8 protein-coding genes are annotated in these 13,517 nt (G+C 63.4%); 6 read left to right on the top strand and 2 right to left on the bottom strand.

What is annotated here, in order from left to right; all coding sequences use genetic code 11:
• The first annotated feature begins 60 nt into the window (after positions 1-60).
• Both VG502_RS16230 and VG502_RS16225 read left to right on the top strand, forming a co-directional pair.
• The gene (locus VG502_RS16230) at positions 61-3,135 is read left to right on the top strand and encodes a PD-(D/E)XK nuclease family protein (protein WP_325551114.1); all 3,075 of its coding nucleotides are present in this window, start codon (positions 61-63) and stop codon (positions 3,133-3,135) included.
• The gene (locus VG502_RS16225; RefSeq protein ID WP_325551113.1) at positions 3,132-6,410 is read left to right on the top strand and encodes a UvrD-helicase domain-containing protein; all 3,279 of its coding nucleotides are present in this window, start codon (positions 3,132-3,134) and stop codon (positions 6,408-6,410) included. The genes VG502_RS16230 and VG502_RS16225 overlap by 4 nt, the downstream gene beginning before the upstream one ends.
• Positions 6,411-6,440: 30 nt before the next feature.
• On the opposite strand, the gene VG502_RS16220 is transcribed toward VG502_RS16225, so the two are convergent.
• On the bottom strand, positions 6,441-7,031 hold the full coding sequence (locus VG502_RS16220) for a hypothetical protein (protein ID WP_325551112.1): 591 nt from the start codon (positions 7,029-7,031) through the stop codon (positions 6,441-6,443).
• A gap of 194 nt (positions 7,032-7,225) precedes the next feature.
• Here VG502_RS16220 and VG502_RS16215 point away from each other — a divergent pair, with 194 nt between their 5' ends.
• The 3 genes from VG502_RS16215 to VG502_RS16205 are packed head-to-tail and all read left to right on the top strand — an operon-like array spanning position 7,226 to position 11,248.
• A complete protein-coding gene (locus tag VG502_RS16215; RefSeq protein ID WP_325551111.1) occupies positions 7,226-8,416 on the top strand; it encodes a tellurite resistance TerB family protein in 1,191 nt (396 codons plus the stop codon).
• A 49-nt stretch (positions 8,417-8,465) separates the two neighbouring features.
• Complete coding sequence (locus VG502_RS16210) at positions 8,466-10,910, top strand: AAA family ATPase (RefSeq protein WP_325551110.1); 2,445 nt, start codon at positions 8,466-8,468, stop codon at positions 10,908-10,910.
• On the top strand, positions 10,907-11,248 hold the full coding sequence (locus VG502_RS16205; protein ID WP_325551109.1) for a hypothetical protein: 342 nt from the start codon (positions 10,907-10,909) through the stop codon (positions 11,246-11,248). Before VG502_RS16210 ends, VG502_RS16205 begins: the two co-directional genes overlap by 4 nt.
• Before the next feature lie 340 nt (positions 11,249-11,588).
• Here VG502_RS16205 and VG502_RS16200 read toward each other — a convergent pair whose 3' ends face one another.
• Positions 11,589-12,668 (bottom strand): hypothetical protein, encoded by a 1,080-nt coding sequence (locus VG502_RS16200; protein WP_325551108.1) that lies wholly within the window; start codon positions 12,666-12,668, stop codon positions 11,589-11,591.
• Positions 12,669-12,798: 130 nt separating this feature from the next.
• On the opposite strand from VG502_RS16200, the gene VG502_RS16195 reads away from it, so the two are divergent.
• Entirely contained in the window at positions 12,799-13,404 is a 606-nt protein-coding gene (locus tag VG502_RS16195; protein WP_325551107.1) for a hypothetical protein, read from the top strand.
• The last annotated feature ends 113 nt before the right edge of the window (positions 13,405-13,517 follow it).

Here is a 13,517-nt window from a genome sequence, read left to right as displayed (position 1 = left end):
CACGCCCGGCTCAAGAACTTCGGTCGGTCGTCTTGCAGAGCAAATGGAGGAGGACAACCCGTGGGTGGGTCACGACTTCACGGTGCTGCCTATGGCCCGGCAGCGATCGACAAGCTGCGCCACGTGGTGTCCATGGTCAAGGCGGGCGACATGCTGGCACCGGTCACCGTTATTGTCCCGAACCACCTGGCAGGCCTGACGGTCCGTCGGGCGTTGGCGACCGGGCTTGGGGCTGGGCAGCCCGGCATTGCAGCTGTGGAGTGTTTGACCGTGGCCGGGTTGGCCGAGCGGATCGCGGCTCCGGTGCTTGCGAAAGACGGCAGCCGGCCGGCCGCGGACGCGCTCGTCACCGCGCGGATACGAGACGGGCTCATCGCCTCTCCGGGCGAATTTGGCCGGGTCGCAACACATCCGGCCACTGCGCTCGCTGTTGGACGGGCATCCCGTGAGCTGCGGCAGGTTGGCGAGGCGACGCTTGCGACCCTTGACGAAGCCAGCGGGACGCTCGTCCGGGAGGTCATCCGGACCCACAACGAGGTCTGGGGCGCATTGTCCGGCGACTGGTACGACGGGGCCGAACTACTCCGGGTGGCGGCCGATAATCTCCGTGCTGGAGACGGACTGGCTCCGACGGTCATTTACTTGCCCGGGAACATGCACCCGCTGGAGATCGCGCTCTTGCGGGCTCTTGCGTCAAAGGCCGAGACTCATGTGCTCCTCGGCCTCACTGGTTATGCGCGGACCGACGAAGGGTCGCGCCGCACAGCGGCAGCGATCCTGGGACAGGAGAGTATCGACGTTCCCGACGCAGCGATGGCGACGGCACGGCGCGTCATACACGCATCCGACGCTGACGACGAGGTGCGTGCTGTAACCCGTGAAGTGGTGGCGGCTTTGGACTCTCATCCCGCTCATCGGATCGCCGTGCTCTATGGCAATCGCCGACCGTATGCGCGCATCCTCCACGAGCAGTTGCAGGCGGCCGATGTGACGTTCAACGGCCCCGGGTCGCGGCCCGTCGTTGAGCGGGCGTATGCGCGGTTTGTGCTGGGGCTGCTGGATATTCACCGCTCAGGCTATCCACGAGGTGCCGTGATGCAGACACTCGCGGAAGTCCCGACAGTTGACGTCAATGGACAGCCGATTCCTACTGCCAGTTGGGAGCGACTCTCGCGCAACTGTGGTGTCGTCGGTGGGAATGACTGGGAAGAGCGCGTGGGCGCGACTATCGCCGACTTGAAGTTGCGTGACGACCCCGATGGACACCTCGAACACCGCATCTCGCAGGCGCAAGCCCTACAAGGCACCACCCAGGCCCTGCGTGCTGGACTCGAAGCAGTGGGCGAGGCCTCGAGCTGGTTCGTTGCAGCCGATCGATTGCGGCGCCTGATCCTGTCGGTTGTTCCCGACGACCGTTTGAGGACGCTGCCAGGCGACGAGCAATACGCGCGTGGGAGCGTGCTACGCGCGATCGACGGCCTCGCGGTACTCGATGAATCATCCACACCCGTCAACCTGGCCGCGCTCGAAGACGTTGTGACTGCTGACCTTCAGTCGGCGTCGATCCGAGTTGGCCGCTTCGGCGAAGGCGCTTATGTCGGACCGGTCGAGTCGGCGATCGGTCTCGACCTGGATGTCGTGATCGTTTGCGGCCTGTCGGAGGACATTTATCCCGGGCGGCTCAGCGATGATCCGCTCCTGCCGGAAGCCGTGCGCGAGACGTCAGACCATGCGTTGGTGACCCTCCGAGAACGCATCGCTGAAAAGCACCGCGCGCTACTCGCGGCATTTGCATCGGCCGACACCGTGATCGCGACCTTCGCTCGCGGTGACTTGCGGCAGCAAACGAACCGGATCCCGAGCCGTTGGCTGCTTCCGAGCATTCGCAAGCTCAGCGGCGACGACTCCATCGAGGCCACCAGGTTCGCCGACGCCGCTGGGCTGGAAGATGTCGCGTCATACACAGCCGGCCTGACGAGCACGAAACACCTTGCGAACGAACAGGAATGGCGATTGCGCGCGGGACTGGCCCAAGAGGCGTTCCCGGATGTCGCCCTCTCGGCCGTGCGGCAGCTGGTCGCTGGTCGAAGCGGTGATGCCGGAGGCCGTTTCGACGGCATGCTCGGCATAGATGGGGGCCGACGGTCGCCCTTCTCCGAGAATGAGCGGGTCGCTCCGACAACTCTTGAGGAGTATGCCGGTTGTCCGCACACATACTTCGTTCGACGGATCCTGCATGTTCAGCCGATCGAGGACCCGGAGTCGATCGTAGAGCTCAGTCGGATGGATTTCGGCAACTTCATCCACCATTGCTTCGACGTACTCATCAGCGAAGCTGCGGCCGCAGGAGAGCTGCCGGGGTTCGGCGAACCCTGGGGGACCGGCGCCCGAGCACGGCTCGACGCGATCGCCGACGAGCACGCGGTGGAGTTCGAACAGACCGGGCGGGCCGGCCACCCGCGATTGTGGCGGCAATCGCTCGCCGAGCTGAAGACCACGCTGGCTCGCATGCTCGACCTTGACGACGATCATCGTGCGGTTCACAAGCTTGAGGTTGTCGGGAGCGAGGTGCGCTTCGGGTTCACCGAGGACGACATCGTCGAGTTGGACGTCCCGGGTGGTCGTATCCGCCTCAAAGGATCCGCCGACAAAGTCGACCGACGAGCCGATGGCACTCTGATCGTGACCGACATCAAGACTGGAAAAGCTAAGTACTACAAGGATATTGGTGAAGCTGATCCGGTGCTCGGAGGCAGCAAACTGCAGCTACCGGCATACGGCTACGGCGTGCGCGCCCTGTATGGCGACGACCAGACGCCCGTTGAAGCGGAGTACTGGTTTGTCGGAGACGATGATGGCACCGAGCGTGTCCCACTTCCGTTGACCGCCGCCGTCGATGCGCGCTACCGCGAGACACTCGGCACGCTGTCACAGGCCATCGAGAACGGGCTCTTCCCACATCGACCGCCGGAGGACGACGACTTCAGCTGGGTGCAATGCCAATACTGCAACCCCGACGGGCTCGGGTATGGCGAAGTGCGTGCCCGCTGGCGGCGATTACGCAGGACTGCCGAACTGCGCGAGTTGGTAGCACTGATCGAGCCTGCAGCGTTGGTCGATGAGGAGGGCGAGTGAACACGAACGCACAGGAAGGCGTCGTCGACTCCGCTGCGCGCCAACGGATCCGGGAGCGGACCGACCAGACGCTGTTCGTAGATGCCGGCGCTGGGTCAGGCAAGACCTCCGCTCTCGTCGCGAGGATCTGCACCCTGGTGCTGCGCGACGGCATCAGCATCGAGAAGATCGCGGCAGTGACCTTCACCGAGCGAGCCGGCGCTGAGCTGCGCGAACGGCTGCGGACGGCATTCGAAAGGGCGCATGCAACCGAAGACGCCGAGCGGGCGGCGGCTGCATTGGATGGTCTCGACCTCGCCGCCATCGGAACGTTGCACGCGTTCGCCCAACGCATCCTCGTGCAGCACGCCATCGAGGCTGGCATACCGCCGGCCATCGAGGTGCTGGACTCGGTCGGCTCATCGGTCGCCGCCGAGTCGCGCTGGCGGACGATGTGGCGACGGATGCTTGACGATGACGAGATCAGCGAAAGCCTCATGGCGGCAAGGCAGCTCGGCGTCAGCGAGCGACAGCTGCAGCAAGTGACGACGCAGCTCGGGAACGACTGGGACCTCATCGACTCGCATGTGCTGACGCATCCTGTCGAGAAGCTGGTCGCGCCGAGCATCACGGCGATCGTCGCCGACGCCCGTGCTCTCTTGGACCTGCGGAAGCATTGCCAGGATGCGAGCGATCTGATGCTGGGGTCGCTGCTCGAGATCGAGCAATGGTTCGAACGCCGTTCGGAGGCAACGGATCTCGTGTCACGCCTCGGCTGGTTGAGCGACTGCCCCGACCTCAGGGTTGGCAACAAGGGCCGCACCGGGAATTGGACCGGATGCGATATCAAGGACGTACGCGCTGCGGTGCGGTCGCTCTCCGAGGACGCTAAACAGCAACTCGGATCGGTGCAGACTTCCCTCCTGCGCAACTTGGTGCATTGGTGCGCTCGCGCCGTGCTCGTAGCGGCGGCGGAACGTCGCGACAACGGCACCCTCGAGTTTCACGACCTCCTCGTCCTGGCCCGGGAGCTCCTACGCAGCAACGCTGAGGCGCGAGCTTCGCTCCATGAGCGTTACCAGCGGTTGCTTCTCGACGAGTTCCAAGACACTGATCCAATCCAAATTGAAATCGCCACTCGCATCGCCGGCGGTGCTGACGCTGAACAGGACGATTGGCGCGACATTGCAATGCCGGCCGGCTCGCTTTTCGTGGTCGGCGATCCGAAGCAATCGATCTACCGGTTCCGTCGGGCTGACATCCGGACCTACCTTGAGGCGCGCGAAGTGATTGGCCAATCCGTCTCTCTGACAACGAATTTCCGGACTGGAGCGCCGATCATTGACTGGATCAACGCCATCTTTGGGAAGCACATCACGGAGGAAGGCCAAGCGCAGCCGGCATACGAAGCACTCACGCCAGTGCGAGATGGCGCGACGATCGGCCCGCCGGTGGCGGTGCTCGGCACCGAGCCACACCAGGACGGTGACAAGTCGATGTCGGTTGCCGAAGTGCGGCGCATCGAGGCGGATGAAGTTGCGGCCGTCATACGCAAGGCGATTCACGAACGGTGGACGACGCAAGACGGGTCAGGGGAGTGGCGTGCGCTGCGTAAGCGCGACATCACCATCCTCATACCTGCGCGCACGTCGCTGCCGTATCTGGAAGCAGCATTGGACGATGCGCGCATCGACTACCGCTCCGACGCGAGTTCGCTGGTGTATGGCGCACCCGAGGTTCGTGCGCTCTTTGCCGCAGCGCGCGCCATCGCGGACCCTTCAGATGAGCTATCGCTCGTCACTGCGCTTCGCTCGCAACTCTTCGGCTGCGGTGACGATGACCTGTGGACCTGGAAGCGTGACGGTGGCTGGTTCAACCTGCGCCGGAAGGTTCCCGATGAGCTGATGGACCACCCGGTCGGACATTGTGTTGCCTACCTGCGGCGGTTGCATTTTGACTCGTCGTGGATGTCTCCGAGTGAGGTGCTGGGGCGACTCGCGACTGACCGGCGCGTCTTCGAGCTTGCTGGCGACGACGGGCCGCGAGCTCGTGACTCGTGGCGTCGGCTGAGGTATGTCATCGATCAGGCGAGGGCGTGGGCAGAAGTCGAGCACGGCGGTCTGCGTTCGTATGTCGCCTGGGCTGCTGGCCAGGCGCAGGAGTCCGCACAGGCTTCAGAGTCGCTGCTCCCCGAGCTGGACGTCGACGCGGTGCGGATCATGACGATCCACGCCGCGAAGGGCCTGGAGTTCCCGATGGTGATGCTCTCCGGTCTCGCGTCTGCTCCACGCGGCAACCGCGGCGTACAGATCCTCTGGAAAGACTCCGACTACGACGTCCGGCTCCGAAATGACCTGGCGACACTGACATTCGAGGAACAAGCGCCCATCGACGAGCAGATGAGCGGGCTGGAGCGAGCACGCCTGATGTATGTCGCGGCGACTCGCGCCCGCGACCACTTGGTGGTGTCGCTGCATCGACCGTCCAGGAGGTCCGATAGCAATGCCTATCGACTGAGCGCGGACGGAGCCGCCGAGTCCGGCGCCTTGGTGCTGGACGTGCGAAACGTTCCTTCCCTGCCTGGCTCGTCCGCGCGTGTCGTGGATCCGCCGCCGCCCTTCGCGGAGTGGCAGACACAGATCAATGTCGCGACTAAGCGCACCCGGGTGCCATGGTCGCGCAGCGCATCGGGACTTGAGGGGACTGAGCCGGATGCGCTGGTCCCTCCCGATGGCGATGGCGAGGCGCAGGGTGACATGCTGCCACCGGGAGCGGCGAAAGGCGCTCGCAGCCTTGATACTCCTGCATGGGCGAAGGGGCGCGATGGTCGCGCCATCGGTCGTGCGGTCCACGGCGCGTTGCAGTCGGTCGACCTTGGCGGCGACGGCTCGGACGTTTCCGCGGCAGCCGCTGCCCAATGCATCGCCGAAGGAGTCACTGCGCATCAGCCTTTGGTGGAGAAGCTCGCACGAAATGCGTTGTCTCACAGCGTCGTCCGGCATGCGTCCGTGCGACGGCACTGGCGGGAGATGTACGTCGGCATACCGGACGGGGACTCGCAGATCCTCGAAGGAATCATCGATCTGCTTTACGAGGACGACGACGGCTCGCTGGTGATCGTCGATTACAAAACTGATCAAGTGCCGGAAGAGGCCCTGAAAGCGCGAGTCGCGTTCTACAAGCCGCAGCTAGAGGCATACCGGCGGATGGTCGAGACGTCGACCGGACGGACCGTGTCGAAGTGTGTTCTGCTGTTCCTGCAGGAGCACGGAGCGTGGGAGCGAGTGCTCAGTTGATGGCCCTCCTGGCGCCAGGTGCCGGGCGGATCACGACATAGGGCGAGTGTTCCCCATGCGTCGGGCGATCGCCGCTGCTTCTGGGCTGATCTTGGCGAGTTCGGCCAAGTCGTCGTCAGGCTCATTCTCTGCGCGGTCTCGAGACTGCCACCACGGACGGATCGACTGGACGGACGTGTCGGGCGCTGCTCGCCATACGTTGTCGCTTGCCGGCAAATCCGGGCCAGCGGCTACTTCGTCAACAACGTCGGAGCTGTCGATCGCGGCGATCATTGCGGGATCTTGTGCGGCGAGGATGGAGAAGAGTTCGTTGAGGTCCGAATCTGCACCATCGACAAGATCCCGCATCCGCGCCCGCAGGTCTGTGGGCAATGTGACGGTGTCCTCACGGCTCCAGGAGTCGAAAGGGTCGAGGCACATGAACGTGGCAACTGAAGCTCGAGATCTCATGTACCTCAGGTCGATTCCGTTGTAGACACCACTGTCGGTGCCTGGTTGTTCCCAGGAGATCTCGGCACGAGCACTGTGCCCTACACGCACCGTCATTTCGGCGTAGGCGAGCCGTGGTGTGTTGTCGGGATACAGAGCGAACCAGCCGGACTGGAAGGTGCGTTCGGTCATCGGTCTCAACTTTCGTGTTCGCACGTATGCCGCGTGGCGTAGCTCTAGAGCGCAAGAAATCGAAGCGTACTGCGGCGGCCCTGGCCCAGCGGAGCGACGCCTGCGCAACGTCACTGTCACGTTCTGGCGAAGCGCCCTAAGGGACGGTCGACGCCGTGCTTCAATGCTCGCAGTTCGAATTGGAAGGGACTGACATGACTGACCAGGGGATAGCTGCGCCCACAGACGCTGACGATCTCGATGCGGAGGCTGTGGCTTCCGATCTCGGCGAGGTGCCGGGGGCGAAGAGCGCCGGCGTCGAGCTCGAAGCGGTGTCGGATGAAGATGGCCCCATCCGTCGTCACTACGAGGAGATGAAGGAACTCGCCGCCGATCTGACGATAGATGATCTCAAGAGTGGCTCCTGGTTTGCCAAACTGTTGTCGCACGCCCTGAAGCAATACCGGGAGAAGGTCGACTCGGCGTACTTCGAGAGCAAGTACCCGGGCATGCCGCGCGACGGCATCGTCAACGCTCGGATCAAGATGGCGGCTCGCTACGCGGCCCTCGAAGGCGGGCTGAGCGCATCGGCATACACCGGCGCGGTCGCGGCGACGATCGGAAGCCTTGGTGGTGCGTCACCGATCACCGGTTCCGCGGCCGCACTGTCCTTCAGCGCAGACCTTTTCTCAACCACGACGATCCAGTTGCGGTTGGCCTACGACATCGCCGTCCTTTATCGCGTCCCCATCGACTTCGACGACCCGGAGGATTTGTGGCGTTTCATTCGGGTCGCGTTCGCGGTCAAAGGCGCCGGGGACGCTGCCGGAGCAGCGACCAAGGGAGTGCCGGTCGTCGTTCGCCCACTGGTCAAGAAGATCTACTCGGGAGCGACACTGAGCGCAGGCAAGTCGTTGCCGGTTATCGGCAAGTACCTGCTGCAGCGCAACGTCATCAAGTTCGCATTGCCGGCGGTCGGCATTCCGTTGGCGACCTCGATGAACTACTGGAGCACCAAAGTGGCCGGGAACTATGCGCGCAGCAACTATCGCGCCGAAGCCGCGGTGCGTGAGCTGGCGCGCTCAGTCGTGAAGAGCTCTCCTGCACACCGCGCTGCGTTGTGGGTTGCCTGGCTCGTCATCACCGTGGACGGCAAGATCAATGAGGCTGAAACGATGCTGATGCGTCACTTGATCGCGGTCATGGATTCCACTCACGACATCTTTGATCTGGAGCTGAGGGAGGTCATCAATGTCGACCGCGAGTTCGTCTGGAGCCTCGTTGAGGATGTTCCTGAAGGGCGGTCGGGTCTCTATCGCCTCGGAGTGGCCGCTGCGGAGGTCGACGGGAAGATCAACTCCCACGAACGAAAGGTACTGGCCGAGCTCGAGGCGCGGTGCTCGTGACCGCGAGTGTTGCGACGTCAGTGTCGATGCTGGCTCCTAGCTCTCGGTCATGACAGTCGACATCACGGGCTGGGTGGGACGGCGGATCGACGAGGACAAGGACCTTGATCCTGAGGTCGGGCTGCTCGTGCTCGCGGCGCTCGAAGGCGATGACGCTCTCGACGAATACTTGGAACACGGCGACAAACAAACTGTCGCCGAGCTAGCAGCGGAAGAACCCGTTGATCCGGTCGGTGCGTTCCTGAAATCCATACGTGTTGAAGGGTTTCGAGGAATCGGCGAGCCGGTCCAGGTTGGTTTCAGTGCGGCTCCTGGGCTGACCATCGTCGCGGGGCGCAACGGCTCGGGGAAGTCGAGCATCGCCGAGGCCCTCGAGATGGCGCTGACCGGGTCGACATACCGCTGGAAGAACAAGGCCTCGCAATGGCGGACGCAGTGGCGCAACCTGCACCAGCCCAAGAAGGCGGCGATCGTCGTTGAGCTTGCCGAGGAAGGCGAGGGCATCACCAAAGTCGGTGTCGGGTGGGCAGCGGGCGAGGAGCACGTCGACGCATTCAAATCCTGGATGCAGCGTCCGGGTTGCAAGCGCGAGGACGGCACCGGGTCGCTCGGCTGGTCTGCTGCGCTCGACACATATCGGCCGATGATGTCGTATGACGAGCTTGGCGGGCTGCTCGAAGCGGGGCCGAGCGCGTTGCACGATGCACTGGCCAAGGCACTGGGCGTGGAGCAGCTGACTGACGCCATCGCGCGGCTCGACGCACGGGCCAAACCACTTCGTGGGACTCAGACACAACTAAATGCTCAACGCAGGCAACTGCACCAGAACGCCGCCGACCTGGATGACGAGCGTGCGCAGCAGGTAGCCGCGTTGCTCAACAAGACCAAGCCAGACACGACTTTTCTGCGTGACGTGGTGACGGGGAGTGAATCTGCGAATTCTGTTGAGCTGTCAGGAATTCGGTCCCTCGCTGCAGTTAACGCACCAGACATGGATGCCGTCGCAGTAGCCGCCTCGGAGCTACGTTCTGCCGTCGAAGGTATGGCCGAGGTCGGGGCGAGCCAGCTCGCGTTGCGAGTCTCTCGAGCCGATCTTCGCGCGCAGGCGCTCAGCGCGCATGAGCAGTACGGCGACATGACGTGCCCGGTGTGTGACGGTGCTGAACTCGACGAGTCTTGGGCGCAGTCGAGCCGGGAGCTACTGCGCGTCGAAGAGGCCGAGCTCGCGCAGCTACGGCAAGCGCGAGAACGACTTGACGTCGGCCGGCGAGAGGCACGGCGTCTCATCGACCCACTGCCTGATGCTCTTCGGACATCGCCCATAGCGAGTCTTGAGGTGGTTGTTGATAATTCACGTCGTGCCTGGGACACGTGGGGAGATGCACCTGCCGGCGACCTTGACTTGGCCAAGCACCTGGACGATCACGTGCTCGCTCTTGCGGAGGCTGTCTCGGCGCTGCGCGAAGCGGCGGATGCGCAACTGCAAGCGCGGCAGGACCTCTGGGCGCCGGTCGCCGCCAGGATTGCGGCCTTCTGCACCGCGTGGGATGAGTGGTTGGAGCGGAAGCCGCAGGCTGACGCGCTCGCAGCAGCGGCGAAGTGGTTGAAGGACAACGACATACGGCTGAAGAACGAACGGCTCCTGCCGATCGCCGACGCTGCGCGAGACGCCTGGTCCAAGCTTCGCCAGGAGAGCAACGTGGAGCTCGGGTCGCTGACACTGGAAGGTGCCAACACGCGGCGACGCGTCAACCTGTCAGCTGCGGTCGATGGAAAAGACACCGGTGCGCTCGCTGTCATGAGCCAAGGAGAGCTGCACGCCTTGTCATTGGCGCTCTTCCTGCCGCGAGCGTCGATGCCGGAGTCACCGTTCCGGTTCCTCGTGCTGGACGACCCGGTCCAGGCGATGGACCCGGCCAAGGTCGAGGGCCTTGTGCAGTTGCTCGCCAAACTCGCTGAGACACAACAGGTCATCGTGCTGTCGCATGATGACCGGTTGCCGGCAGCAGCTCGCCGTGCTCGTGTCGGTGCCCGCATCCTTGAGGTGACTCGTGCTGCGGACTCCAAGGTCGCCGTCAATGTGGGCTCCGATCCGACGAGTCGTTACCTGCGCGATGCGCGAGCGCTGTTGCGAGACAAGGCATTGCCGGAAGAGACGCTGCGCAAGACGTTGCCTGGTCTCATCAGGTTCGCCGTCGAGTCGTGCGCGCGCGACATCTTCTTCGAACGCCGCCTCAGCCGTGGCGAGTCGTTGGCGGACCTCGAGGCGCTGTGGCGTGAGAAGCACAGCACGAGCAACCGGGTCAGCTTGGCGGTCTTCGACGATGTGCGGGACCTCAGCCCATGGCTCACGAGGGGCTATCGAAGGGTGGGGCTTGGTATCGCCACGAGCGGGTTGCACAACGGCCTCGCTGCTGGCACCGATCCCGACGTCGCGGTGCAGTATGCCGAGGACATGGTCAAAGACATCCGCGACGGACAGAAGAAGCAGTGAGCGCCGTCGCCATACTCGACCAGGCACGGGACGTGCTCGACAGCACTTCGCCGAGCCGCAATCGCATCGCGTGCTGGTTGGCCAGGTCGGCGCTCGAACAGGTTGTGCGGGAGTTGCTATCAGCGAAGGGCCGGCCGGTCGGCCGGGCCACGATGGCGAGCTCGCTGACCTGTCTCGAGGTCGCTTATGCGGCTGATCCGTTGGTGGCTGACCGGGCCGAGTTCGCGTGGGCGCGGCTCTCCAACGCGTGCCATCAGCACGCGTTTGAACTCAGTCCAACGGCTTCGGAGGCGGCCAACCTGGTTGAGATCGTCGCCGAGTTGGCGGCAGTCACTTAGCTTGTCGGACCACAACGCTAGTTTTCGATCATGTCCACGAGCACTGAAGTCGCTGACCTTCCGCATCTCGCGGCGGGCAGTCGGGTGTCCGTTGTCGGAGCGCTTCGCCATCTACAGCTGAAACGCACTGTCGCAGGCAACGATTGGGCTGCACTGACGATCGCTCAGGGTGACTTGACCGTTACGGCGTTGGCGTTTCCTCGAGTCTTCGCCACGATCAGAACCGAATTGCTTGTTCCGGATGCACCTGTGAGGGTGACCGGGCGCGTCTATCGCACGATGGAAGGAACAACCCACGTGGAAGCGTCGACGGTGCGGAAGGCAGCTGGGTAGAAGCCATCTACCGGAGCGGGTCAAGGTCACCCTCGCTCAGCGCTGCGAGAAGCCAATCGCCTGTTGCGGGATGGCTGAACGCATCCGCAATTGTCCTGTACGTCGCATTGGATCGAAGCACTTCGCGAGCCGCGACGTTGGCGTCCTCATCCACGGCAAACTTCATTCGGAGCGACTCAGAGTATTCATCGCTCAAGCCCGCGATTCGTTCCTGCCATTCCTCGCGCATAGCGGGCGCAAGTTCGTTAGTCGGATCGAACGGCTCAAGTGCGATCGCCGCGGCGCCGAAGGCACCGAGACATAGATACTCGACGTGCTGAAGCCATTCGTGGATGAGATGTGCAGTCCCCTGCGGATCAGGACAGAACCTGAAACCGTGCACAACGCCGCCCAGGTCGCTGGCGCCGCACGCCACTGCTCTTCCCGTCGTGGTCCGGATCAACGCCGACGCACTGCCGCCATACTCCGTGGACCATGCAAACTCGGCGAGCGAAGTGCCGGAGACCCGATCTTCGGAGGTGAAGAAGGCGACAACGCCGTTGCCTGAACTCTCAGCGAACTGGACTCGACAACCGTTGATCCGTGCGTACCGTTGGGTGAGACCTTCGTGTCCGCAAAAGTCCTCGTCATCGCCTAGGTAGTCGTCCACGTCGAATGGCCATTCGACCGCGTTCGGCTCGCCTGCGGCTCCGTCAGGGGTGAGGAGGTCCAGTAGCGTATCGACATCCCGTGTCGTGTACTCAGTGGCTTCGTTAATCCCAAGAGTTGTCAGGTCCGGATCGCTACGAATCGCGTCACAGGGCAGACGAAAATCAGTTGCTCGTGGTGTGGACCAGGCGCCAGTCCCAGTTTTGTCCCACCGCGTCAGGATGGTCCGATCCGATTCCTTGCGAAGCAGCCACAGCGCACCGGTGCCATCGGTACGGCGACGGATCGCGGTGGTGTCGTCCGCGTCGGGCTGGAACTCCTCGGGGAGTGACGGCATGTTGGACCTTCGATCGAAATGGTTGGCTCTGATGTGTTCCGGCGAATCCTCAATGCCTCCACCGAGGGACAGAACGAGTGATGTAGGCAGGCGTGCGTTCACGCGGAATGAATCGTAATTCATCGGTCCTTCGGGTGCTGGGTGTCGAGAGCACTTGACCACGCACAGCTCGAACAGAGCACGTTCTCCGAAGTTCGTCCTACTCGCCTAGCGTTCCTGCGACCATATGGACATGGAGGAGTTAAACCAACGCGTGCCCGACAACGCCGTCGATCGCCTCGTACAAGCTCGCGAAGAGTACGACGATGAGGTATCGCCGGCGTATGACGATGCTTTGCAAGTGATCTTCGATCGGGCAACTTCACAGCGTTGTCTCGGTAAGGCGGACATCGGATCGGTGGTGCTGTGGAAACGTCTGAACGCCAGTAGCCGGTGGGCCAAGGCGTTGATGGTGACACCCGATGAAGATGTTCGTGCGGCGACCGGAACGGCGCTCGCATGCGTGACCGACACGTCGTGTTCCATCGCCGAGGGCGCGGTCAATGGTCGACGGGCGCTCAGTGCGATTCCTGCGTTCGATCGCGGTGACGCGCTGGCGTCTGCAGTGTTGTTCGTAGCAGCACCGACCCGAATGGCTGTGTACGACCGACGGGCCCAGAGCGGGATTGAGAAACTTGGGCTCACCTTGTCCGCGCAACGTGGGCGGTACGGGCGATACATGGGACTGGTTGAGCAACTCGCTGACGCCGCGCGGCGGGCTGGACTTCAGTGGCTGCCAAGAGATGTTGATATCGCGCTGTACTCGTTGGGACGGGCGACTGGCTCGTCGAAACCGTAGCGCCGGCAACGCAATCGACTCCCTATTATCCGGCGTCACCGATGTGAGCGTCAGTAGTTATCCACTCGTGGCCGGACGCTGCGCAGGCGCGATCGGACTTGGTGTCCACCCGC

Source organism: Flexivirga sp. (assembly GCF_035551235.1).
In the GTDB taxonomy this organism is placed as follows: Bacteria; Actinomycetota; Actinomycetes; order Actinomycetales; family Dermatophilaceae; genus Flexivirga.
The sequence above is the reverse complement of the archived record's forward strand: the minus strand, read 5'-3'. Positions and strand labels throughout refer to the sequence as shown.